The sequence below is a fragment of the Spirosoma areae genome (genome assembly GCF_054781775.1).
The window spans coordinates 392050-414633 of the sequence record NZ_BAAGTT010000016.1; the positions used below are offsets into that span (position 1 = coordinate 392050).

Consider the following 22584-nt stretch of genomic DNA (forward strand, 5'->3'; position numbering starts at 1 on the left):
CAAAAACAGCGTGCCTTCGCCAATACATTTACTTCTTCCCCAGATACCCCACCAAATCCTCAATCGACCGAATGCCCAGTTGTTGTGCCTGCTTTCGGCGCATCATCAGGCAGTAGCTGTTGTTGAAACCCAGCGGCCTGAGCCAGTTGAGTTTGTACTTCTCCTGAAACTGCTGCCGAACGAACCCATAAACCGAATCAGCCTGCATAGGCAAGGCCTGTAAGCTTGCGGCTGGTGGTTGCAGAATGACCAGCAACCCGGTTCCGGTGTATTCAGGATAAAAATCAATTGCGCCCGTCCGGAGGGCGTCGAAGCAAATTTGTGTGCCGCCCAGCCCCGTTTTCGTTACGACGCGCAACGGCGTTTGCTCCTCAATCAGTTGTCGGTAAATTTCGGCCAGGATATACTGTTCTGTGAATCCTTTCGACCCCATCACGACGGTTTCGGTGCGGTCGCCGGATGCCGGAGCTTTGTATAAACCAACCTGTTTCAGGAAATCTTTCGCCACTACTTCCGGTGATTCTTTTTTATAATCGACCCGGTAGTTCAGCGCAGTCATGACCGAATCGGTCAGTTTTCCGGCTAATAGGTTGAGTATTGGGCCGAGGTCAGGGTGTTGATCAAGCGTCGTTTGTCGAACGACCGGAGCCGCAGCGTAGGGCGGAAATGCGTGTCGGTTGTCGGCCAGCACCTGTAAATTGAACGCGTTGATGCGCCCATCGGTCGAGTAGCCACTGATGATATCCACCTGACCCCGATGGATGGCCTCGTACATCAGGTTCTGGTCGATTAGTCGGGGGCGAAGTTTCAGCCCATACGTTTTCTGCAAACCCGGATACCCATCCGAACGGCCATAAAATTCGTGTGCGAAACCAGCAATCAATTTATCCTGATTACCCGGCACGAGATAAAACGCTGACAGCAGGGGTATTAACAATAAGAAAGTCACCACCCCAACCCGGAGTTTGCGTCCCGATAACCGTTGCAACTGGGCCAGTCCGAAATCAAAACCAATCGCCAGCAAAGCAGCCGGAATGGCTCCCGCCAGCATCATATTCACGTTGCTGAGCGCAATGCCACTGAAAATAAATTCGCCAAGTCCACCAGCGGCCACATAGGCAGCCAGCGTTGCCACCCCCACATTGATAACCGTAGCGGTGCGAACACCCGCAAAAATAACGGGCAGGGCTAACGGTAATTCCACTTTCGTGAGCACCTGATTAGCCGTCATGCCCACACCGCGTGCGGCTTCTTTCACCGATTGACTGACTTCGGTAATGCCCACATACGTATTCCGGATAATGGGCAGCAGCGCATACAGGAACAGAGCCACCAACGCCGGCCCAACGCCAATGCCCAGTAGCGGAATCAGGAAACCCAGCAGGGCCACGCTGGGCACCGTTTGCAGAATGCCCGCTACGCCCAGTACACCACTCGCCAGCCGCTGCCGACGCGAAATCAGAATACCCAGCGGTACGCCCAGCAACAACGCCAGCAACAGCGATAGGAATGTTAGCCCGACATGGGTTCGGGTCTGCTCCAGCAGTTTATCGGCGTTTTGGCGAATGAAGTCAAGCATTTTTTTTAACACGGAGAAACGGAGAAAATTCATAGAGAGACAGAGGGAACTGCTCCGTGTTACCTCTATTTTCTCAGTGTTTTAGAGGCTGTCTACATTTTGTGAACTTGCTTTAGTCGATTGTCCCCGTTGCTGCCTCCGTGGCACGGTGAGGACACAGCAACGGGAATCCACAGGTAATTTTAAGAAAGTTAGACAGCTTCTTATAAATCCAGAAAATCCCGGACGAAGGCATTGGCAGGGTGCTTTAGGAACGCATCGGGTGGACCAATCTGTACAATTCGACCCTTATCCATCAGCGCGATGCGGTCGGCCAGTTCGAGGGCTTCGCTCACGTCATGCGTAACAAGCACAACGGTTGTCTCTTTCAACTCGTTGAGACCGAACAACTCGCGCCGAACGTGTCGCCGGGTGTAGGGGTCAAGCGCACCAAACGGTTCATCCATCAAAACAACTGCGGGCTTAGCGGCCAGCGCCCGCGCCAGCCCCACACGCTGCCGTTGGCCGCCACTGAGTTCGGCAGGATAGCGCGTCAGGATCGTTTCGGGAAGCTGGAGTTTGTCAATCAGTTCGCGGGTTCGTAGCTGAATGGCAGTTGGTTCCCAGCCAAGTAGCTGTGGTACGGTAGCGATGGCTTCAGCAACGGTATAGTGCGGAAACAGACCCCCATCTTGTATGACGTAGCCAATTCGTCGGCGAAGTTCGGGGCCGGGCTGCTGACGCACATCGATAGCATTAACCTGAACAGAACCCGAGGTTGGTTCGATGAGCCGGTTAATCATTTTGAGGGTTGTGGTTTTGCCACAGCCACTTGTGCCCAGCAACACCAGCGTTTCGCCTTTCTCAACGCGCAGCGTCACCTCGTCGACAGCCGTGTGAGAAGCAAAGCGTTTGGTAAGATTCTGAATGTCAATCATTGGACTACCTGCACGCCCTTCCAGAAGGCCACCCGGTCTTTGATCTGGCTGGCGGCTGGTTTGGGTTCGGGATAATACCAGGCCGCATCGGGATTGGTTTTACCGGCTACCGTCAGCGAATAATAGGACGCCAGTCCTTTCCAGGGACAGGTTGTGTGCGTCGAACTATCGGTTAAGAACTCAGATTTTATGGCTTCTATTGGGAAATAGTGATTTCCCTCTACCACAACGGTGTCGTTACTTTCGGCAATAGTTTGTCCGTTCCAAATCGCTTTCATAAGTTGATAGGTATAACATTGTAATTGATTTATTTTAGAATCTGCACCTCAATTACCGAATTGTCGTACACGCGGTGCGTGGCTTTTTGAAAGTCTTTTTCGTCGGCTTTGAAGATGTTGTCTACGTATTTCTGTGGATTTCGGTCGATGAGCGGGAACCACGTGCTTTGCACCTGAATCATGAGCCGGTGCCCTTTTTTGAACGTATGGAGTACGTCCTGTAACCGGAACGTTACGTCGCTTACCTCGCCCGGTTTGAAGGGTTCCGGCTTCTCGAATGAGTTGCGAAACCGCCCGCGCATGGCCTCCGACCGTACCATCTGCTGGTAGTTACCAAGCGTGATATTGGCGTTCGGCATGTGGGAATGATTCGGTTCATCGGGTGGGTACACATCAATGAGTTTCACGACCCAGTCCGCATCGGTACCGGTCGTGCTGACCTTGAGTTTAGCCGTAATTTCGCCACCCAATGTCAGGTCGTCGGTCAGCACGTCGGTCTGAAAGGTCAACACATCGGGGCGACGGCCCGCAAACCGCTGATCTTCCGACATGTAGTTGAAAGGCGTGAAGCCCTGGGTGGTGGTAATGTCTTCGGTATAAGGAACGGGCTTCATGGGGTCGGAGATAAACTCCGAAAAACGACTGCCACTCGCATCCGGAGCGCCCATGATCCGGTTAGTCGCGAGCGTTCCGTCCGTCATCAGGTAGTACTGCTTCGTTTGGGCATCCGTTGCGGGCCACTTGTCGAATGTGCGCCACTCGTTGCGGCCCGTGTTGAACAGATACGCTTCGGGAAGGCCGGTCTTGCCGTCGCCCGCGCCTTTCAGGAAGTGCGTAAAGAATTTTGCTTCGATGTTGCGCTGGTAAAATGTAGCGATACTATCCCCGAAATAAACGTTGCTGTGTAGCGTGTGGCCCGTCTCGCGCGACCACCGACCGTGCCCAAACGGCCCCATTACCAGCGTATTATACGCACCAGGGCTGTTTTTCTCAATGGTCTTGTAGATGTTCAGCGGGCCGTACAGGTCTTCGGCATCGAACCAGCCCCCAACGGTCATCACGGCGGGGCGGATGGCTTTCAGGTGCGGCAGAATGTTTCGTTTCTGCCAGAACTCGTCGTAGTTAGGGTGGTCGACGGTTTCCTGCCAATAGAAATTGTCTTTATAGTATTTGTCGGCATTTTTGAGCGGACCCAGGTCATACTGAAACTGAAAGCCGTCTTTCGTTCCGGTTTTGATAAACTGATCGGTATACCAGGCTTCGGTGGTGGGTTTGGGGTGTTGAAGGCCAAACACCGGATACGTGAACAGATACGCCTGGATGAACGCACCATTGTGATGAAAATCATCAAAGAAAAAGTCAGAGACGGGTGCCTGGGGCGAGGCTGCTTTCAGAGCCGGGTGGGCGTCGGGCAGTGATGCCGCCGTGTAGAAGCCGGGGTAACTGATGCCCCACTGTCCCACGCGGCCATTGTTGTTCGGTATGTTTTTCAGTAACCATTCAATGGTGTCATACGTATCCGAACTTTCGTCGGGCGCACCGGCCGTTGACGCTGGTGGCGCTTTTTTACCTTTTTTCGCGGGAGCAGGCGGATCGGGACTATTGGGCGTCATGTTGGTCCAGGTGCCTTCAGACGCCCACCGGCCCCGAACGTCCTGATACACAAAAATGAATTTATCGCGCATGAGCGTTCCCGACGGGCCAAGTTGCGTAGGGTAGGCGTCGGGGCCGTAGGGAGCTACGCTATAACACGTCCGCTGCATCAAAAACGGGTATTTCGGTCGGTTTGCCCGGTCCGTCGTCACGGCATCACCGTCGTTACGGGTTGTTGCCGATGCGTCTTTTGGCACATACACATGAGTATGCAGTTTGGTGCCATCGCGCATTGGGATTTTGTACTCGAACTTCTGGTAGGTATCGCGAACGAAGTTGCCAGTCGAGGTCAGTTGGGCCTGCACCGGATAGTTCAGCGCAACCGCAAGCAGGCAATAAAGCCAGTTTTTCATCGGGTTAAGAAAATTGATGGAGTTAATTGCCGTAAAGATAGCGATACGCCCGGTATTGAATAGTAACAAAAACGCCCGTGTTCAGACCGGGCGTTTGAAGAAATCAGGTTAACAGGAATGCAGCTTACAAATCGCGGGCTTTGATACGGACAGGCTTACCATTGCGGGAGATGACTAACTCTTCATCGTTATGTTTTGCCTGTTCAATAACTTTTTGCACGGCCCGGCGTAATCCTGCCAGTACCGCATTGTTACTCGGTATCGGCTTTGTCGGACTTGCTTTCATAGGTCAAAATGATTTTCCAAATATCTTCATTTAACACACTAACGTCAACATCAATTCCACCTGTAGCCACTATTTCTGCAACTATGTCAGCATTGCTGAAAATGCTGACATAGTTGCAGAGAGGCAAATATAGGCTTATCAGATTAATGATGCTCCGCCCGTACCGCCGTTCAATTACATCAAGTGGAATGTTGTGTCCACCTCTTGATACGCGCATAGCAACCCGTTCTTTTGAGACATCCGCCGAGGGTATCCAGAAATAGTATAGACTTACGCAGTAGCCCAATTTTTGCGCCCGGCGTATGGTTTGCACATACGAACGAGTGGATAGTGTTGTTTCGATTGCGAAGTCAATGGCGTGACTCATAAGCTGCTCTATTCGATGCAACATGATGCGGCCAGCCTCGAAGGCTACACCATCAACGTTAAATGGCGATAACCCTCGCGCTATTTCGTCAGCATTAACGAATTCAAAAACGCCCAGAACTTCCGGCAAGAGCGTATAAGCTGCCGTAGTTTTCCCGGCTCCGTTTGGCCCGGCAAGGATATACAGGTTTGGCATGGAAAGTCAGAGCTTGAATATCGGCGTCATCAGCATCCATTTTTCGCCGGGCTTCGCCATCGGCAGTGCCTGTTGATAGGTCCACATCAGGTCTTCCCATTTCTGCACGTTCGGGTTGGCGGCATCGGCGGCTGCTTTGGCCTCGAACGAAAATGTTTCGGTTGTTTCCATGATCATAAACAGCCGATTCCCAATCCGGTAGATTTCCATGTCGTTAATGCCCGACTCGCGAATGCTAAGCTCGATTTCGGGCCAGATTCGCTCGTGATACCGTTCATAGTCGGCAATTAAAGCCGGGTCGTCTTTGAGGTCGAGGGCAAGGCAATAGCGCATAATCAGGGAGCAATTTCAGGTGCAATAGTCGGATTATGCAGATCATCAGCCTTAATTTGATAACCCTGCATGGCATAATAGACGATAAAGGCAAAACAAAGCAGGGGTACAAGGAGCGCGTAGACCGCACCGTTGGCAAACAATGCGCCAGCCACCAACGGCATCAGCGCCCCGCCTACAATGCTCATAATCACTAACGACGACGCAATTTTCGACTCGGCCCCTAAGCCTTTTGTTGCCAGGGCAAAAATCGTTGGAAACTGTATCGACTGGAAGAAATACGTGAAACTGAGGGCAATTACGGCGGTCAGGCCACCGAACAGCATGGCCACAATAACCATCACTACAGCGCCGGCCGCGTAGATTCCCAGCACCCGATTTGGCCGGATGCGCGTCATGAGCGACGTGCCCACAAACCGGCCCAACATAAACAACACTAAGGCAAAGGACGCATGAAAACCCGCAATCTGGGTTGGCGACAAGTCGGTAGGGGAGCCGGTTACCGAGTTGATAATGTTCATGTAACCTTCGGCCAGCGCCCAGTGGCCATCGCGGGAGAAGTCGAGTTTAAGGTCGACAAAATAGCCCCAAAGAGTAGCTTGTGCGCCTACATTGGCAAACTGGGCAATTACGCCTAAGGTCAGATGCCGGTGCCGGAACACGCGCCGAATCGAGAGGTCACCGGCGGCTTGTTCCTCTTCGGCCCCCACTTCGGGCATTTTTGTAATGGCAAACAGGATGGTAACAAACGCGATAATCGTGCCAATCACCAAATAGGGCCCCTGCACCGACAGGGCCTCCTGCACCCGAATGGCTTCGGCCTGAACCGGCGCCATGGCCGTCAGCATTTCAGGCGTATATTCGGTTTTGGAAAAAATAAATAATGCGCCAATAATTGGTCCCAGAATAATGCTGATGCCGTTGAACGACTGCGAAAAATTAAGTCGCCACTCTGATTTGGCCGGGTCGCCCAGAACCGTTACGTACAGGTTGGCGGCTGTTTCCAGAAAGGCAATGCCACAGGCCATCGTAAATAACGCCAGCAAAAAGAAGCTGTAGACCCGGACTTCGGCGGCTGGATAGAACAGAAATGCACCACCCCCGTAGAGGAGCAGCCCCAGCAGAATACCGCGTTTATAGCCAAACTTCCGCATCACATAGCCCGCAGGGAGAGCCATGAAAAAATAGCCCAGGTAAAACGCAAAATCCACAATACCCGCCTGAAACCGATTGAGGTCCAGCGCAATCTGGAATTGCTTAATGAGCGATCCGTTCAGGCTGTTGGCCAGTCCCCATAAAAAAAACAGGCTGGTAACGAGCACAAAAGCAAGACCATAATTACCGGTCGCCTGGCCGGATTTGATTTTTACGTGGTCTGAAGCGGGTCCAATTGGCATCTTTAGCAGTTTAGGGGTTTGAGAGGTTTCCAGTTCCAACTTTAACGTTCTATGGCTGTGCAATCTGGAACTTTAAATCGCTCCGGCGGCCCGGCTGAAACCTGAAACTATTTTATTAATCTGTAATCGACCGGTCGAGATGCGTATAGCCGCCGTCGACGTGAATAAGCTGACCGGTTGTGTGGCTCGATTTGTCGGACAGCAAAAACGCTACTGCATTGGCCAGTTCCTCGGTGGTTGTCATCCGGTGTTCGAGCGGAATTTTCGAGATAATCTGCTGCAGTTTCTTTTCGGGGTTAGGCAGCGTTTTTATCCAGTTAGCGTAGAGGGGAGTCCAGCTTTCGGCAACAATAACGCAGTTGACCCGGATGCTGTAGGGCAGCAATTCAACGGCCCACTCGCGGGTGAGTGCATTCCGGCCACCATTGGCGGCTGCATAGGCTGAGGTATTACCCTGGCCCGTTTCGGCCACCTTCGAGCCAATGTTCACAATGGCGCCTTTCGAGGCTTTCAGGGCAGGCAGGGCATGATGGGCCATCAGGTAATAATGCACTAAGTTCTTGTGTAAGGAGGCAATGAAGCCTTCATAAGAGCCATTTTCAAGCCCAACGCCATCGTTCACCCCCGCGTTGTTGACTAACCCGTCGATGCGGCCAAACTGAGCCAGGGTCTGTTCAACGGCCCGTTTGCATTCATCGGGCTGGGTCAGTTCAGCCACAAACTGATGCGCCTGTCCGCCGGTGGCCCGAATGGCATCGACCGTTTGCTGGTTGTCGGCTTCATTTCGGCCTATAATAACTGGAATGGCGCCCTCGGCGGCTAAAACGGTCGAGATGCCTTCGCCAATTCCTTTGGCCCCACCCGTAACGAGGATCAGTTTATTAGTCAGGTTTAAATTCATGCAATGGCGATTTACACGTCCGGCAAACAAGAAAGACGAAAGGGAAAAGACGAACAAGTGTTTTTTCTCCTTTCGTGGCTCATGTATTTGTAGTACCTGCTAAGAGTAGCCCCTACAAGTTGGTGATGTCTATGGCGCAACGGATGAGCGCCTACTCAGGGATCCTTTTTTCGGCTGATTCGTTCCAGCCGTCGGTAGGTTTCGCCGAAGTTATCCCCGTCGGCGAGGGCGTTGGTCAGAGCCGGAACGCCCGCTTTTCCCACCAATGATAACCAGCGGGCCACTTCCCCGGCCGATGTCTGATAAGCCAGCATCGTGTGCGTATAATCGCCCCCGAAAAAATCGCGGGTGGTTTCGAGGTCAGTGAGTTTGAGCATGGGTAGCCTGGACAAGGGTATTCGACTCCCCTCGCTAAACAACGAATCATGGTGTTTAGAGCTGTCTGGCTGCTCCCAAACGGCTGGGCTGCTAAAGCGGTAATCGACCATCAGGGCCAATCCTTCATTGAACCACTGCGGAATCTGGCGTTTCACCCGCCACCACCCTAATCGGGTAAACAATTCGTCGTGGCAGAGTTCGTGCGCGATCACGTCGGCGTTGTTACCGTCGGGGCCAAGCACTAAGTAAGAGGTTCCCCAGGGGGTGCCAATGCTACATCCCGCGCCTTCACCACCCGCACAATATTGCTCATAATCAGCTTGTTTGGGGCAGTAGATCAGGACAGCCTGTCCGTGGCTATCGCTCCAGAAACGTTGAATGCGATTCTGGGCGGTCAGCACGTGCTGGCGAAGCTGTTTTTGTTGCTGTGCTGTTGCTGTATGACTACAGTAGATAGTTTTTGTTCCCGTAAGTAGTTGAAAATCTGTCGAATACGCAACGCGTATACACCGTATCAGGTGCGGGTAGAGCCACACAAAGCCAATTGGCAAGGCAATCAGCAGCGGTAAAATAGAACGATACAGCACGTTTCCACGCATGAAAAAATTAACGAATCGGGCCGATAGTTTAGTAAGCAGGTGAGCAAAGATTACGTTACGTAGACTGTCCCTCTTTGGCTGATATAAACCGATACAGATACGGGGCTTTGTGCGCTCCTCCACTATACTTCTTGTCGAGCCGCTCCAAAATTTCCAAACTCAGGATCTTACGTTGAAAACCCGACCGTCGAAGTTTCTGCCCTAAAATCGTTTCATAAAGCCGTTGCAGATCGGCCATCGTAAACGTTTCGGCCAGCAGATTGAAGCCTATTAACTTCCGGTCGAGATCCACTCGCAGGGTTTCCAGCGCTTTTTGAACAATGACCTGATGATCCAGCATGAGCGGAGGCAGGCTTGCTAAATCATACCAGGCGCAACTGTCGGATAGTGAATCGGGTATGGGCAGCACTTTCGTGAAATCGACCAGTGCATAATAGCCTACAGAAACAAACCGGCGGAGGAGCCAGTGCGTAGCGGCAGGAACGGCGCCTTTTGCCGTCAGAATGGCCCGCAGAGGAGTTGGATCGTGGCGGTTGAGATCGCCAAAAATATAAAATTGCTCGAGGTAAATGTCGGTAAGTCCCGTGCGTTCTGACAACACCCGGCGGGCAGCATCGTTCAAATCCTCATCGTCGCGGATAAAGCCCCCCGGCAGGGCCAGCAGATCCGTATTTCGGTATTCGAGCAGCAGAATTCTGAGTTCGTTCTGGTGAAAACCAAAAATGACCGCGTCGATGGCCAGACCCGGTAAGAAGCCCGCACCGTCGGGCCTGATTGCTTCGGGAACTACCTGATCCTGCATAGTGGTGAATGGATAGCACTAAAGATACATACTGAAAAAACAACTCTTCTGTTTGGGTAGTTTAGGCGATGCAAATAACAAAAAATTGGGATTTTTCAATTTATCGCTTTATTATTGTCACACAATGAGACAATAATAGCCTAAATTTCCTGTTTTTCTGTCTGGTATCGCCTGAGACAGAAAGAACGGGTCTTACCCCCTTAAAAAACAGATGATTATGAAAACGTTGTTTATGTTGCTAATAGCTGTTCAGGCTGGCCACCTGGCAGCCGTTGCTCAAACCGCTCCCCAGGCAAAAACGGCTAACGGTACTGTTGAAGGAATCACCGAAGCCAGCGGAATTCGTGCGTTTAAAGGCATTCCGTTTGCCGCCCCGCCTGTTGGCGACCTGCGCTGGAAAGAACCGCAGCCCGTTAAAAACTGGCAGGGTGTTCGCCGAACAGATAAGTTTGGTCCCCGTGCTATGCAACGGGCGATTTTCGGCGATATGGGTTTTCGTTCCGATGGCATGAGTGAAGATTGTTTGTACCTGAACGTCTGGACGCCGGCAAAGTCGGCCAATGAAAAACTCCCTGTATTGGTGTATTTTTATGGGGGAGGCTTTGTAGCGGGCGATGGCTCCGAAGGACGCTACGATGGCGAAAGTATGGCCCGCAAGGGCATCGTAGCCCTCACCGTCAACTACCGGCTGGGCGTGTTTGGTTTCATGGCGCACCCAGAGTTAACTAAAGAATCTCCGCATCACGCGTCAGGGAACTATGGGTATCTGGATCAAAGTGCGGCTTTGCGCTGGGTTCAACAAAATATAGCCGCCTTTGGGGGAGACCCTAAAAAGGTTACAATTGCGGGTGAGTCGGCGGGGTCGATTTCGGTGAGCGCCCAAATGGTGTCTCCCCTGTCGAAAAACCTGATTGCTGGCGCCATTGGTGAGAGTGGCTCATTGCTTGGAACGCTGCCGCCCATTTCGCTGGCCGAAGGAGAGCAAAACGGCGTTGCCTTTGCAACGGCCGTAGGCGCAAAATCCCTGGCCGACCTGCGGGCGATGCCTGCTGCCCAACTGCTCGAAGCAACAGCCAAACCAAATCTGCCCCGATTCACCTCGACCGTCGATGGGTATTTCTTCCCGAAAGCGCCATTGGAACTCTTCGCGGCTGGTGAGCAGGCTCATGTGCCATTGCTGGTGGGCTGGAACTCTGAAGAATCAGGCTACCGGGCTATTTTAGGACAGGAGAAACCAACGCCGGAGACGTATGCCAACGCGCTGAGAAAACTATACGGCGACCGGGCCGATGAAGTCTTGAAACTGTATCCCGGCACAACGGAGGACGAGATTATACAGGCGGCTACCAACTTAGCCAGTGACCGATTTATTGGGTATAGCACCTGGAAATGGTCGGATAGTCACAGCAGGACTGGGGGCAGTAAACCCGTATATCGGTATCTGTATTCGCGCCCGCGCCCCGCCATGAATCCTGAAATGGGCAATGCAACGGCTGGTCTGGCCGGTGGGGTGGTAAAGGGGTCCGACGCACCCAAAATGCCACCTGCGCGTGGGGCCGTACACTCTGCCGAGATTGAATACGCTATGGGAAACCTGGCCAGCAACAAAGTGTATGCCTGGACACCCGACGATTATAAGGTGTCGGAAGTGATGCAGAATTACTTCGCCAACTTCATCAAAACCGGCAATCCGAACGGGCCGGGCCTGCCAAAATGGTCGGCGGTGAGCGGTGATGGCGTTCAGTTCATGCAGATTGACGTGAACACCCGCTCCGAATCGGAGACGAACCGGGCGCGGTATCTGTTTCTGGACCAGGGTAATGCGAAACCGTAATTAAAATTCCCTCGCCCTAACCCCTCTCCCAAAGGGCGAGGGGTTAAAAAAGCGAACTCTAATAAGCCCTTCTCCCTTTGGGAGAGGGGTTGGGGTGAGGGGAATTAAAAGCCATTGACACTAATCAGCATCTCCGCAACCTGCCGCCCTGTTTGCATGGCCGCGTTGAGCGATGGATAGGCCGTTTGATCGCCACACTGGTAGAGCGTATCCGACAGTTTGAGGGGCTTCCGGAGTGCGTCAGTACCGGCTTGCTCAGGACTATAGGCGGGTAGGGCATGCGGAATATGGTAAGTTCGCAGGTGCCGCCACTGCTGCACGTCACCGCCAAACCAGGCGCTTAATTCCTGTCGGATCCGGGCGGTTAAAGCGGCTTCGTTCAGTAACTCCAGGCTTTGCGTACTGACCGAAATCAGCGTTTGATCCGCGGGAGCATAAGTAGGTGCCACATCGCTCATAATCGCCACATTATGCACGGCTGAACTGCGGTGCGGGTTTAGCAATAAGAGCTTTTTCTGGGCAGGCCCCCCAGTAGGCTGACGCAGCCCGGCCAATCCGGGCGGGGTCGCAAAATAAGTACAGGTGGTATGATTGAACAGGTACTCAGCCGGTGCCGGACGGCTCAGTAGTACAGCCGCCTGTGCCGCATCGACCGCCAGCACAACCGCCCGTGCCCGAATCGTTTCCCCAGTTGTTAGCCGAACCCTATTGCCCTCTACCTGCTTAACCGGACTGTTGAGCCGGATCTGAGTAGCCGACAACCGACTTGCCAACTGGTCGGCAATGGCACCGATGCCCCGTGCCGGAACGGCAGCCTCGCCCGAGAAAAACATTCGGAAGCAAAACTCGAAGAAATTACTCGACGTTATAAGCGCGTCTTCCAGAAAAACGCCCCCGAAAAAGGGCCGGAAAAATCGGTCGATAATCTGGTCGGAGAAGCCAAACTCGTTAAGAAACGCCAGTGTGGTACTGGGCGTTTGCTGAAATAATTCACTGATTGTCAGGCTTTGGGTTCGGCGCATCAATTCGGCAATACGAAGTTTATCCCCCAGCGTTCCAACGGGCGAGGCCAGCGTTTGAAACACCGATAACGGTTCCTGAAACGGATTGAGTAAGGGTAGCCATTGGGCGGGTACGCCGGGAGGCTGGTGGCGAATCAGCGCGCCCGACCGAAAAGGTTGCAGGTCGAGGGCACTATAATTGAGAAGTCGCCGGGCTTCGGGATAGGCCGTTAAAAGGATTTGAAAACCCCGGTCCAGCCGGAAGCCGTCTACAATGTCGGTGCGGACGCGCCCACCTATGCCATCAGCCGATTCAAGCAGGAGAGCGTTAATACCGGCCTGTTTCAGATACACAGCGCAGGTTAAGCCAGCCAGGCCAGCCCCAACAATAACAACGGGCGAATTTGGGCCGGGTGCGTTTATGGCCATATCGACAGTAGGTTTGGTCGTGAATAAAAGGCAAATTTAATGGCTGGTCTGAGCAATTCATGGAATGGCTAACGTTCAGGAAGGTAGTACTTTTTTTATAAAATTAGGATAATATAAGGCTTGTATAAGCTAACTAATTGACTATCAATACTGAAAATAATTACATTATTTCTTTTTTCAAGAAAATAGTACTTTTGCACCAGTCAACTATGTTCCAGGGTATGAACCTCTTGATGATCGATAATTTCGACTCATTTACCTACATGCTGGTAGACTACCTGCAACAGGCCGGTGCCCGTTGCCGGGTTGTACGAAACAACGAATCCTGGAGCAGCCTTACCGGCGAACCTGTCGATGCGGTTGTGCTGTCGCCGGGGCCGGGAGTGCCCGAACAGGCAGGTCGGTTAATGGAACTGATTGGGTATTATTACCGCCGGGTACCCATGCTGGGCGTTTGCCTGGGTCACCAGGCATTGGGCGAATTTTTCGGAGCGAAACTCATACCCGCCAATCAGCCGATGCACGGCAAAGTATCGGAAATTCATGTGTTAACGGATGATCTGCTGTGGTACGGGTTGCCAGCCCAGTTTGACGTAACGCGGTATCATTCACTGGTAATAAGCGAGTTGCCCGACTCGCTGGTGGTTACAGCCGCCACAGACATGCAGGAAATAATGGCCATGCGCCACCAGACGCTGCCGGTGTGGGGGGTGCAGTTTCATCCGGAAGCGGCCCTGACCCAGCATGGATTGCAACTGATTAAGAACTGGATTGATTTTGTCTTGTTTACGTATAAAAAGAATGACTCCATCACATCCTTAGTGCCACATTCGTATGAACTATCAGATTCGGGAAGAAGCGGGTTTCCGCTATGTAGATGAGGGTCAGGGAGAGGTACTGCTGTTGCTGCATGGCCTGTTTGGGGCGCTCAGCAACTGGGACAGCGTAATAAGCACCTTTTCTGATCGGTATCGGGTTGTTATTCCGTTGCTGCCCATCTATGAAATGCCCATCCGACAGGCCAGTTTAGAGGGGTTGGTGGCGTATGTCGAAAAATTTGTTGCCCAAAAATCGCTTCAGGACCTGACCCTGCTTGGCAACTCGCTGGGCGGACACTTAGCCATTCTCTATACATTCAATAATCCCGACCAGGTTCGTCGGATGGTCCTGACAGGCAGTTCGGGTTTGTTCGAGAATGGGATGGGTGGCTCGTTTCCCAAACGGGGCAGCTACACCTACATTGCCGAGCGGGTAGCCTACACCTTCTACGACCCGAAGGTAGCGTCCAAAGAATTAATTGACGAAGTATTTACCATTACGAGCAGTATTCCCAAATGCATGAGCATTGTGGCCATTGCCAAGTCGGCGCAGCGTAATAATGTGGCAAAAGATTTGCACCGGATTCAGGTACCAACGCTGCTGGTCTGGGGGTTAAACGATACCATTACCCCGGCGGAGGTAGGCCACGAGTTCAACCGGCTCATTGTAGGTTCAGAGCTGCATTTTATCGACAGGTGCTGTCATGCACCTATGATGGAGTGCCCCAGCCGATTTAACGAATTACTCAATAGCTGGCTCGCCCACTACCCGGTGGGAGAATTGGTGGAGTAGGTAGAAGAGCGAATAGTGGATGCGGCAGCTTTTGGCTCGTTCACCAAAATAAGATTTGGTAACTATGGGAGAATTTCCGTAGTTTTCTGGCAAACTGGTTTTATTATTAGTCTACTACTATGCTGGCTGCCGAACTGATAGACCCTATGCTTCCCGCACTGAAGCCAACCGATTCGGTTGGGCAGGCGCTGGAGTGGATGCAGGAACATCGCGTCGGGCAACTCGTGTTGACCGACCAGGCCGAATACCGGGGTATCGTAAGTGAAGAACTCTTGCTGGACGTTGCCGACGAGACGCGTTCTCTGAGCGATGTAATGCGCCTATTTGAACAAACCTATGTGTATGAGCATCAGCACTTACTGGAAATAGTTGCCCTGGTTGGCCAGCACCCGATCGACGTGGTCGCCGTGGTCAGTGAAGGGCGGGAGTTTATGGGTACGATTTCGGTGAGCGAGCTGCTTAAACAGTTTGCTCATGAATTAGGGACGCAGGATGCGGGCGCCATTCTGATCCTGAACATGAACGAACGTGATTACTCGATGTCGGAAATCAGCCGATTGATTGAATCCAATAATGTTAAAATCATCAGCAGTTATTTTTCCAGTGCGGCCTATGGAATGCCCGACCGGTCGCGGCTGACGCTTAAGCTAAACCGGCGTGATATCACCCCCATTATATCGACGCTCGAGCGCTTCGGCTATCATATAGAAGCCGCTTTTGCCAACGCTCCCGTCGAAAATATTGACCAGGAGCGGCTCGATTCGCTGCTTCGTTATCTTAATACGTAAGATAGTCAACGGTCGATAGTCAGTAGTCGTTAGTGAACGCACAGCGACTATCGATCATCGATTATCGACTAACGCTGTTTTTTTATGAAAATCGCCATTCACGGGCGCAACTTTCCCGAATCGGCCCGGCCTTATATCCAGTCCATGTTTGAGGAACTGGCCCGACGGCAGGCTGAGCTTATCATTTCGCACGGGTATCGCGAGTTTTTGGATAATGCGGGCGTGGCACACTACAGCCAGGCTACCTACACGGTCGATGAGGGTGTTACCGACGCGGATTTTATTTTTAGCCTGGGGGGCGATGGTACGCTGCTCGATGCGGTGACGCACGTGGGTGCCCGGCAAATTCCCATCGTTGGCATCAACATTGGCCGGCTGGGTTTTCTGGCAACGGTAGCGCCCTCGTCGGTGCGACTCATGATCGATGCGCTCTTCAACGACCAATACAGCATCGATGAACGAACGTTGGTTAGCGTTCGGTCGAGTCAGGATATTTTCGGTAACCTGCCCTTTGGCCTGAATGATTTCACCATTACCCGCACCCAAACGTCGTCGATGATCACCGTTCATGCCTATCTGGATGGCGAATTTCTGAACTCCTATTGGGCTGATGGGCTTATCATTTCAACCCCTTCCGGCTCCACCGGCTATTCGCTCAGTTGCGGAGGGCCGGTGCTGCTCCCCCATACCGACAGCCTTATTATAACCCCAATCAGCCCGCATAACCTCAATGTGCGGCCCATGGTTGTGATGGATACCTGCCAGTTAGCGTTTGAGGTCGAAAGCCGTTCAGGTAATTTTCTGGCGGCCTTAGATTCCCGCTCGTTTACGGTAGAGACATCCGTCAGAATCAGCCTTGAGAAAGAAACCTTCAAAGCAAGGCTGCTTAAACTTAGCGACGACAATTTTCTGAATACACTGCGTAGTAAACTTAACTGGGGCTGGGATATCCGCAATTGAATTAATTTATTTCCCCAAATCACCCTCATTCCCCGTTTGTGGCATAATTTTTAGGGCATCTGCCAATAAAAGCGACAGCCCTGCCGTTTCGGAATTGGCTGGCTTATGGGTCGCCAGGGTTGATTCACCTATTACGCACGTATGAATAGCTATAAACAGTTGGTAATGGGCATTGCGGCCGTATGTCTGCTTATGGGCCAGGTTACAGAAAGTTCAGCGCAACGACAGTCGGGTACGAAATTCGTTCCGTATTCGTCGGTTACGTTTGGGGGTGGAACCTCCACTTATTTGGGCGATATGGCTGGGTATCGGCAACCCTTTAAATCCTTGTTTACGCTACCCCGATGGAATGTAGGGCTGGGCTATACGCGCCAGTTTACCCCTAATTTTGCGGCACGGGCCATGTTTACGTGGGCGCGGATTACAGGTGATGATTACACATTCACAAAGAACGATATTGAAGGAAACCTGATGCAGTACGCCCGCAATCTGCACTTTCGCAATGACCTGAAGGAGTTTGCCGTTACGGGTTTGTATAATTTTGTGGCCGACGGGCGTAACTCAAACGTTCGGGCCAGGATAACACCGTATGTGTTTGGGGGTGTGGCCCTGCTGGCCCATAGCCCCGAAGCCCGGACACCGGCTGAGCCGGATAACAAAGAGTATGAAGCTCAGACATGGGTGAAACTTCAGCCCCTGAATACGGAAGGGCAGGGGCAACCGAACCGCGACAAGCCCTATTCGCTCGTAACGGTAGCCATTCCGGTTGGTTTTGGTGTGCGCTACCGCCTGAACGAGCATTTTAATCTGGGTGCCGAGATTGGCTATCGCTACACCTTTACTGATTACCTGGACGATGTGGGGGGCGGTACCTATCCTGACCCTGACACCCAGCAGGGCGTATCGACCATTATGGCAAACCGGCGGTTTGAAGCAAATGCAGCCCGCTATAAAGACCCACCGGCCCGGTATGCTGTGTTGCAAAGTTTATTCCAGTCGAGACCCGATTTACAGCCCGCCATTCAGGACGCCCTGGAGACGCCGGTGCGGGGTGCTACCGGTGTCCTCTCGGACGGTTATTTACTGACGAATTTTTCCATTCAATACGTTATTCCGGGCAAAATTAAGTGCCCGCCAATCAAGTAAATAGTCAGCAGTAGTTAGCCGTTAGTGGCTGGCCGAACCGGCGAAAGTAGTACTTATGCGTCAGCCACTAACGACTAACTACCGGCGACTCTTGACGATCTCTCATGTATCAATACCGAATCAACATGGCCCGGCTGCTTATAGCCGGGCTTTTTATCAGCCTTACGGCACGAGCGCAGAAAATCGAAGTGGGGGGAGGCTTAGGGGGTATGCTCTACAAAGGAGATGTGGCTCCGGCCCTGAACCCCCGGTTCTATGGCCCGGCGGGTGGTCTTTTTTTTCGTTACAATGCTACCCGGTCGTTTGCAATCCGAGCCTCCGGTACCATTGGCAACTTTCGGGGCGACGACCGCGTCAGCCGCGATCCATTCCAGCAGGCTCGTAATTATTCGTTCAGCACGAATATTCTGGAAGGGCTGGTTGATATCGAATATAATTTTCGGAATTATAAACCGCTGCCCAAAGTAAAAAACTGGACGCCTTATGTGTTCGCCGGTATCGGGTTGTGCCGATTTAATAACGCCGTAATCCGTACTGGGGGCGTTGTCACATACCCCCTGGGCGTGGGCATTAAATACGAAATAAAGCGACCCTGGAGCGTTGGACTGGAGTTTGGCACGCGCTTCACCAACAGCGATTATTTAGATGGCTTAGGGGAAAATACATTCGGCCAAACGACGGCTAAAACCTCGCAGGGAAACCCCAGCCTGGCAGACAGTTATACCTACACTGCGCTAACGCTGAGCTATACGTTCTATAAAATCGTTTGCCCGTAGGCTTGCCGCCAGGTTTCGTTTGCCCGTAGGCTTGCCGCCAGGTTTATAAATCAACGCAGGGGCTATGAAAAATTTGTTCGTTGTGCTTTTGTTTCTGAGTACCGGCCTTGTAGCAGCCTCGTTTCGACCTCGTCAACTCAATAAAATCGGCGGAGCCTGGCGACTCGTGGAGCCGTCGAGAGCAACCGTCCTGCTGACACTAACCGACGATTATCTAATACAAACTGTCTATGAGCCAAACCGTTACATAAGCACGAGAGGTGGTGCCTATCGGCAGGATAGCGATAAATTAAATGTGACGGTTGAGTTCGATACACAGGATAGCAGCCGGGTTGGCCAAACAGAAGCCTACCGAATTTCGCTGAACAACGGCCAGTTGTATTTAACGGGTGTAGCCGGAAATCGACCGTTTAGCCGCATCGTTGAAACCAAAACGCCCTTAACGGGCCTGTGGCGGATTACGGGCCGGGCCAACGATGCCGGCCAGATAACAACCATGCAGCGCGGCCCGCGCAAAACTATCAAACTATTGACCGGCAGCCGATTTCAGTGGGTAGCCATTAACCCGCAAACCAAACAGTTTTTCGGAACGGGGGGCGGCACCTACAGCCTGAACGCTGGTAAGTACACCGAGACAATCGACTTCTTTTCCCGCGACAACAGCCGGGTAGGCCGCTCGCTCACATTTGGGGCCGATGTAACCGAATCGGAGTGGCGCCATACCGGCCAAAGTTCAGCGGGCAGCCCTATCAGCGAAGTGTGGAGCCGCGAAAAAAATTAAGGAACCACTTTTGCAGCGGTCAAATTCTTTCGCTTTACACCAGCGAAAATAAGTCCTGAACACCCAGCATCCGTTTGCTGACAAAGCCTTCGCCAAACTCTGCGCCAATCAGGTGGCCGTGTTCGCGGGTGCGGGCTTCCAGAAACTTCATAAACGCTTCGCCCGAAATGTAACTTTGCGGTTCGGGGCTGTCGGGGTTAAAAAATTGACTTTTATAGGCGTTGATGGCCGCCAGTTTCTGCTCCCAGTAGGGTGTAACGTCCACCACAAAATCGGGTTTGAGCGACCGATCCTGAATGAAGTGATAGACAAACTTCGGCCGGTGGGCTTCCTGTGGCCGCCCATCTTTTCCAGTCGTTTTAATCTGGCGCAAACCGGCATAAAAACAGGCCTCTACAACGAGTGCTGCCGCCCGGCCATGATCGGGATGGCGGTCGTCGGGGGTGTTGGTTAAGACAATTTCGGGTCGATAGTGCCGAATAATCGGGATCAGCGCCAGTTGATGTTCTTCATCGTTTCGGAAGAAGCCATCGCGAAAACCCATGTTCTCGCGGGCCGTCAGATTCATCAGCCGGGCGCCTTCGGCTGATTCCTGCAGGCGAATTTCGGGTGTTCCACGGGTGCCAAGTTCCCCGCGGGTCAGGTCAACTCCGGCTACAGTTTTACCCTGGGCTACCAGCGAAAGAACAGTGCCCGCGCAGGTCATTTCAATATCATCGGGGTGGGCCGCAATGGCCAGTACGTCAACGGTCATAAGAGTAGTAATCAACTGGGGTAGTGAGCGTAGATACCAATAATCCATCGGCCTGTCGATTTGTTCCTGAATTGACCAAAAAGGTCGGGTAGCGATTTTTCAATTGAAACGCCTTATTTTGGCGACGCAACTGCCAGCTACCTGCCCTACTTAACCGAACGTATGTCCTACAAAGCCCTTGCCCTTCAGCTAACCTGCCAAACCGTTAATGCCTGCCAAACTCGTGATGAAGCCGAAGCCGTTATGCTTCAAACCATTCAGCGGATTGACCAGCAAATTGCCGCGTCGATTGGATTTATTGGCCGCGACACCCTCCTGGTTGTTGTGCCAGAGCATTTTCTGACCGGCCCCCCAATGGACGAAACCGTAGAGCAATGGCGCGAAAAGGCCGCACTCGATATCGACGGTCGCATCTACGAAGCCCTCAGCGCCATGGTGCAGCGGCAACAGATTTATTTTTCGGGCAATGTTTATGAACAGGACCCTTTCTTCCCCGAACTCTATTTTCAGACCAGCTTTATCATGGGGCCCAATGGCGACGTATTGCTGCGGTATCGGCGGTTGAATGCCATGTTCACCCCCACGCCCCACGATGTCTGGGAGTTGTATCTGGATGCTTATGGCTACGACTCGCTCTTTCCGGTGGCCAAAACCAACATTGGTAATCTGGCCTGTGTGGCATCGGAAGAGATTCTGTACCCTGAAGTAGCGCGTTGTTTAGCCATGCGTGGGGCCGAAGTGCTGCTGCACTCGACTTCGGAGGTGGGTAGTCCGCTGCTGACGCAAAAAAACGTGGCGAAACTGGCACGGGCTGCCGAAAATATGGCTTATGTCGTATCGGCAAATTCGGGGGGTATGCTGGGTAGCCCACTGCCATCCGGCACAACCGATGGAGCCTCTAAACTCATTGATCCAAAGGGACTTGTGCTGGCCGAAGCAGGGCCTGGCGAAAGCCTTGCGGCCCATGCCACAATCGACCTGGCAGCTTTGCGCGAGTTTCGGCAGCGACCCGCCGACGGCAATCTACTGGCTCGCCAGCGGTTTGAACTATACGCCGAGAGTTACGCGAAATCAACTGCTTACCCGCCCGGTACGCTCCTGAGCCAACCCGCCGAACGTTCCCATTTTATGCGGACGCAACAAGAGGTCATTAAGAAATTATACAGTTAAACCTCTTCCTTTATATCGATCTTTCGTCGGCGTCGGCGCAGGCGAAATAAATTACTGCCCGCTTCTTCGGGTGTTTGGTCGCCCAGCAGAACGCCCCAGGGCCGAAGACTGTCGACACGGTCGAAAATCACTTTCAGGATGGCAATAGCCGGAATTGATAAAAACATGCCCGAAAAGCCCGCCAACGCCCCGCCAATCAATACACCAACAATTGACACCAGCGCGTTGACCCGAACTTTAGACGCGACAATGAGCGGTACCAGTACGTTATTGTCGATGAACTGCACAAGTAAGAAAACAACAACAACGCCCAGAATAACGGAAGGCTCCGGATTATTGCTGAAGGTGATAATAACGGTTAGGACGGTGGCCACCAGCCCGCCAATGTAGGGAATCAGATTCAGAATAGCCGCCATAATACCCAGCAAAGGGGCATACTGAACACCCAACAGCAGTAAGCCGATGGTGTTAAGCGCAGCCACGCAGGCCGTCTCGATGAGCAGACCAACCATATAGCTCTGGACAATTGACTTCACTTCGCCCAGCACCTCCCGTACTCGTTCGGCATACTTCTCCGCGAAAAGCACCACAACGAAATGCAGCAGCATGGTCCGGTAATAGAGCAGCAAAAAAACGTAGATGGGAAGCAGCGTTAGCGTGCCGAGCGGACCGGCAATCAGGCCTATGGCGTCAGGGCTTTGCAAACTATCGAGCGTTTGCGCCTTCGCTTCTTTAAGGTATTTTTCCTGCTCCCGATAACTCACATTGTATTCCCGCCGAACCCATCGTTTGGCATCACTGAAAAAGTCGTTCAGATTCTGGCGGATTTTAGGCAGGTCGTCGGTGAGATCAGATAATTGCATCGAGATGGCTGCGGCTATCCCTACTGCAACAATAATCGCCAGGAGGAGGGCTAAGCTAATGGCAATCACTTTATGCGTACCCATCCGAATAAGTTTATTCTCAATAGGGCGCAGCAACACCGCAAGCAGGCCCGCCAGCGCGAGCGGTACCAGAATACTCTGCCCTACATAAAGGGCGGCTGTTAAGATAGCCAGCGAAAGCAGGGAGTGCGAAAACTGGTGGTAATGGGGCTGTACAGGCGATTCGGTAGCCATACAATTCACTGGGGTTTAAGGAGAGAAGGTGGTTGATTGGGTAAACTTAAATCGGAATAAAATCACGTATAGTGTCAACATTAGACCTCCATTTTTGTTTCCTACCCACCAGCAGGGTCTATCTTCCGGGTGGCTGACCGTCTTTCGCCAAACTTGCTGTATTTTTGCGGATTATTCA

At 52.4% G+C, this 22584-nt stretch carries 23 protein-coding genes; 9 read left to right on the forward strand and 14 right to left on the reverse strand.

The window, feature by feature from the left end; all coding sequences use genetic code 11:
- Positions 1-28 precede the first annotated feature (28 nt).
- The 11 genes from ACYVI1_RS07690 to ACYVI1_RS07740 all read right to left on the reverse strand — a co-directional run bounded on the left by ACYVI1_RS07690 (position 29) and on the right by ACYVI1_RS07740 (position 10038).
- Positions 29-1579 (reverse strand): ABC transporter permease/substrate-binding protein, encoded by a 1551-nt coding sequence (locus ACYVI1_RS07690; RefSeq protein WP_460908487.1) that lies wholly within the window; start codon positions 1577-1579, stop codon positions 29-31.
- A gap of 203 nt (positions 1580-1782) precedes the next feature.
- The gene (locus ACYVI1_RS07695; RefSeq protein ID WP_460908489.1) at positions 1783-2496 is read right to left on the reverse strand and encodes an ABC transporter ATP-binding protein; all 714 of its coding nucleotides are present in this window, start codon (positions 2494-2496) and stop codon (positions 1783-1785) included.
- Positions 2493-2774 carry a DUF427 domain-containing protein gene (locus ACYVI1_RS07700; RefSeq protein ID WP_460908491.1) on the reverse strand — a complete coding sequence of 94 codons (282 nt, stop codon included), beginning with the start codon at positions 2772-2774 and terminating at the stop codon, positions 2493-2495. Before ACYVI1_RS07700 ends, ACYVI1_RS07695 begins: the two co-directional genes overlap by 4 nt.
- 29 nt (positions 2775-2803) lie before the next feature.
- Positions 2804-4780 (reverse strand): CocE/NonD family hydrolase, encoded by a 1977-nt coding sequence (locus tag ACYVI1_RS07705; protein ID WP_460908493.1) that lies wholly within the window; start codon positions 4778-4780, stop codon positions 2804-2806.
- A 124-nt stretch (positions 4781-4904) separates the two neighbouring features.
- Entirely contained in the window at positions 4905-5066 is a 162-nt protein-coding gene (locus ACYVI1_RS07710) for a hypothetical protein (protein ID WP_460908495.1), read from the reverse strand.
- Positions 5032-5628, reverse strand: a complete 597-nt coding sequence (locus ACYVI1_RS07715; protein ID WP_460908498.1) for a zeta toxin family protein — start codon at positions 5626-5628, stop codon at positions 5032-5034. The genes ACYVI1_RS07710 and ACYVI1_RS07715 overlap by 35 nt, the downstream gene beginning before the upstream one ends.
- 6 nt (positions 5629-5634) lie before the next feature.
- Positions 5635-5961, reverse strand: a complete 327-nt coding sequence (locus ACYVI1_RS07720) for an L-rhamnose mutarotase (RefSeq protein WP_460908500.1) — start codon at positions 5959-5961, stop codon at positions 5635-5637.
- Between the two features lie 2 nt (positions 5962-5963).
- Positions 5964-7358, reverse strand: coding sequence for an L-fucose:H+ symporter permease (gene fucP / locus ACYVI1_RS07725; protein ID WP_460908502.1), 1395 nt, complete (start codon positions 7356-7358; stop codon positions 5964-5966).
- A 115-nt stretch (positions 7359-7473) separates the two neighbouring features.
- Positions 7474-8259 carry an L-fucose dehydrogenase gene (locus ACYVI1_RS07730; RefSeq protein WP_460908504.1) on the reverse strand — a complete coding sequence of 262 codons (786 nt, stop codon included), beginning with the start codon at positions 8257-8259 and terminating at the stop codon, positions 7474-7476.
- Positions 8260-8414: 155 nt separating this feature from the next.
- Positions 8415-9236, reverse strand: coding sequence for a hypothetical protein (locus tag ACYVI1_RS07735; protein ID WP_460908506.1), 822 nt, complete (start codon positions 9234-9236; stop codon positions 8415-8417).
- 55 nt (positions 9237-9291) lie between these two features.
- The gene (locus tag ACYVI1_RS07740; RefSeq protein ID WP_460908508.1) at positions 9292-10038 is read right to left on the reverse strand and encodes an NUDIX hydrolase; all 747 of its coding nucleotides are present in this window, start codon (positions 10036-10038) and stop codon (positions 9292-9294) included.
- Positions 10039-10255: 217 nt separating this feature from the next.
- Between ACYVI1_RS07740 and ACYVI1_RS07745 the strand changes: the two genes are divergently transcribed.
- On the forward strand, positions 10256-11872 hold the full coding sequence (locus tag ACYVI1_RS07745; RefSeq protein WP_460908510.1) for a carboxylesterase/lipase family protein: 1617 nt from the start codon (positions 10256-10258) through the stop codon (positions 11870-11872).
- 104 nt (positions 11873-11976) lie between these two features.
- On the opposite strand, the gene ACYVI1_RS07750 is transcribed toward ACYVI1_RS07745, so the two are convergent.
- The gene (locus ACYVI1_RS07750; protein WP_460908513.1) at positions 11977-13302 is read right to left on the reverse strand and encodes a protoporphyrinogen/coproporphyrinogen oxidase; all 1326 of its coding nucleotides are present in this window, start codon (positions 13300-13302) and stop codon (positions 11977-11979) included.
- A 221-nt stretch (positions 13303-13523) separates the two neighbouring features.
- Between ACYVI1_RS07750 and ACYVI1_RS07755 the strand changes: the two genes are divergently transcribed.
- The 7 genes from ACYVI1_RS07755 (at position 13524) to ACYVI1_RS07785 (ending at position 19364) form a co-directional block, all read left to right on the forward strand.
- A complete protein-coding gene (locus ACYVI1_RS07755) occupies positions 13524-14183 on the forward strand; it encodes an anthranilate synthase component II (RefSeq protein ID WP_460908515.1) in 660 nt (219 codons plus the stop codon).
- Complete coding sequence (locus ACYVI1_RS07760; RefSeq protein WP_460908517.1) at positions 14137-14913, forward strand: alpha/beta fold hydrolase; 777 nt, start codon at positions 14137-14139, stop codon at positions 14911-14913. Before ACYVI1_RS07755 ends, ACYVI1_RS07760 begins: the two co-directional genes overlap by 47 nt.
- Positions 14914-15032: 119 nt before the next feature.
- Positions 15033-15701 carry a CBS domain-containing protein gene (locus ACYVI1_RS07765; RefSeq protein WP_460908519.1) on the forward strand — a complete coding sequence of 223 codons (669 nt, stop codon included), beginning with the start codon at positions 15033-15035 and terminating at the stop codon, positions 15699-15701.
- Between the two features lie 84 nt (positions 15702-15785).
- The gene (locus ACYVI1_RS07770) at positions 15786-16661 is read left to right on the forward strand and encodes an NAD kinase (protein WP_460908521.1); all 876 of its coding nucleotides are present in this window, start codon (positions 15786-15788) and stop codon (positions 16659-16661) included.
- A gap of 141 nt (positions 16662-16802) precedes the next feature.
- Positions 16803-17807, forward strand: a complete 1005-nt coding sequence (locus ACYVI1_RS07775; RefSeq protein ID WP_460908523.1) for a DUF6089 family protein — start codon at positions 16803-16805, stop codon at positions 17805-17807.
- 104 nt (positions 17808-17911) lie between these two features.
- A complete protein-coding gene (gene porG / locus ACYVI1_RS07780) occupies positions 17912-18583 on the forward strand; it encodes a type IX secretion system protein PorG (protein ID WP_460908525.1) in 672 nt (223 codons plus the stop codon).
- Positions 18584-18647: 64 nt separating this feature from the next.
- Positions 18648-19364: a membrane or secreted protein gene (locus ACYVI1_RS07785; RefSeq protein WP_460908526.1), complete on the forward strand. Its 717-nt coding sequence runs from the start codon at positions 18648-18650 to the stop codon at positions 19362-19364.
- A gap of 34 nt (positions 19365-19398) precedes the next feature.
- Here ACYVI1_RS07785 and bshB1 read toward each other — a convergent pair whose 3' ends face one another.
- Positions 19399-20118 (reverse strand): bacillithiol biosynthesis deacetylase BshB1, encoded by a 720-nt coding sequence (gene bshB1 / locus ACYVI1_RS07790; RefSeq protein ID WP_460908528.1) that lies wholly within the window; start codon positions 20116-20118, stop codon positions 19399-19401.
- 162 nt (positions 20119-20280) lie between these two features.
- Between bshB1 and ACYVI1_RS07795 the strand changes: the two genes are divergently transcribed.
- Positions 20281-21288 carry a nitrilase-related carbon-nitrogen hydrolase gene (locus ACYVI1_RS07795; protein ID WP_460908530.1) on the forward strand — a complete coding sequence of 336 codons (1008 nt, stop codon included), beginning with the start codon at positions 20281-20283 and terminating at the stop codon, positions 21286-21288.
- Here the strand turns inward: ACYVI1_RS07795 and ACYVI1_RS07800 are convergent.
- Positions 21285-22406 (reverse strand): AI-2E family transporter, encoded by a 1122-nt coding sequence (locus tag ACYVI1_RS07800; protein WP_460908532.1) that lies wholly within the window; start codon positions 22404-22406, stop codon positions 21285-21287. The two genes, ACYVI1_RS07795 and ACYVI1_RS07800, sit on opposite strands and share 4 nt — an antisense overlap.
- Positions 22407-22584: the final 178 nt, after the last annotated feature.

Bases quoted from the DNA above. Each gene is read 5' to 3' on its own strand.
- ACYVI1_RS07730 (WP_460908504.1), bottom strand. From the start codon at position 8,259: ATGAATTTAAACCTGACTAATAAACTGATCCTCGTTACGGGTGGGGCC.
- bshB1 (WP_460908528.1), bottom strand. From the start codon at position 20,118: ATGACCGTTGACGTACTGGCCATTGCGGCCCACCCCGATGATATTGAA.
- porG (WP_460908525.1), top strand. From the start codon at position 17,912: ATGTATCAATACCGAATCAACATGGCCCGGCTGCTTATAGCCGGGCTT.
- ACYVI1_RS07690 (WP_460908487.1), bottom strand. From the start codon at position 1,579: ATGCTTGACTTCATTCGCCAAAACGCCGATAAACTGCTGGAGCAGACC.
- ACYVI1_RS07775 (WP_460908523.1), top strand. From the start codon at position 16,803: ATGAATAGCTATAAACAGTTGGTAATGGGCATTGCGGCCGTATGTCTG.
- ACYVI1_RS07755 (WP_460908515.1), top strand. From the start codon at position 13,524: ATGAACCTCTTGATGATCGATAATTTCGACTCATTTACCTACATGCTG.
- ACYVI1_RS07765 (WP_460908519.1), top strand. From the start codon at position 15,033: ATGCTGGCTGCCGAACTGATAGACCCTATGCTTCCCGCACTGAAGCCA.
- ACYVI1_RS07700 (WP_460908491.1), bottom strand. From the start codon at position 2,774: ATGAAAGCGATTTGGAACGGACAAACTATTGCCGAAAGTAACGACACC.
- fucP (WP_460908502.1), bottom strand. From the start codon at position 7,358: ATGCCAATTGGACCCGCTTCAGACCACGTAAAAATCAAATCCGGCCAG.
- ACYVI1_RS07760 (WP_460908517.1), top strand. From the start codon at position 14,137: ATGAACTATCAGATTCGGGAAGAAGCGGGTTTCCGCTATGTAGATGAG.
- ACYVI1_RS07795 (WP_460908530.1), top strand. From the start codon at position 20,281: ATGTCCTACAAAGCCCTTGCCCTTCAGCTAACCTGCCAAACCGTTAAT.
- ACYVI1_RS07745 (WP_460908510.1), top strand. From the start codon at position 10,256: ATGAAAACGTTGTTTATGTTGCTAATAGCTGTTCAGGCTGGCCACCTG.
- ACYVI1_RS07800 (WP_460908532.1), bottom strand. From the start codon at position 22,406: ATGGCTACCGAATCGCCTGTACAGCCCCATTACCACCAGTTTTCGCAC.
- ACYVI1_RS07750 (WP_460908513.1), bottom strand. From the start codon at position 13,302: ATGGCCATAAACGCACCCGGCCCAAATTCGCCCGTTGTTATTGTTGGG.
- ACYVI1_RS07770 (WP_460908521.1), top strand. From the start codon at position 15,786: ATGAAAATCGCCATTCACGGGCGCAACTTTCCCGAATCGGCCCGGCCT.
- ACYVI1_RS07785 (WP_460908526.1), top strand. From the start codon at position 18,648: ATGAAAAATTTGTTCGTTGTGCTTTTGTTTCTGAGTACCGGCCTTGTA.
- ACYVI1_RS07710 (WP_460908495.1), bottom strand. From the start codon at position 5,066: ATGAAAGCAAGTCCGACAAAGCCGATACCGAGTAACAATGCGGTACTG.
- ACYVI1_RS07740 (WP_460908508.1), bottom strand. From the start codon at position 10,038: ATGCAGGATCAGGTAGTTCCCGAAGCAATCAGGCCCGACGGTGCGGGC.
- ACYVI1_RS07695 (WP_460908489.1), bottom strand. From the start codon at position 2,496: ATGATTGACATTCAGAATCTTACCAAACGCTTTGCTTCTCACACGGCT.
- ACYVI1_RS07715 (WP_460908498.1), bottom strand. From the start codon at position 5,628: ATGCCAAACCTGTATATCCTTGCCGGGCCAAACGGAGCCGGGAAAACT.
- ACYVI1_RS07705 (WP_460908493.1), bottom strand. From the start codon at position 4,780: ATGAAAAACTGGCTTTATTGCCTGCTTGCGGTTGCGCTGAACTATCCG.
- ACYVI1_RS07735 (WP_460908506.1), bottom strand. From the start codon at position 9,236: ATGCGTGGAAACGTGCTGTATCGTTCTATTTTACCGCTGCTGATTGCC.
- ACYVI1_RS07720 (WP_460908500.1), bottom strand. From the start codon at position 5,961: ATGCGCTATTGCCTTGCCCTCGACCTCAAAGACGACCCGGCTTTAATT.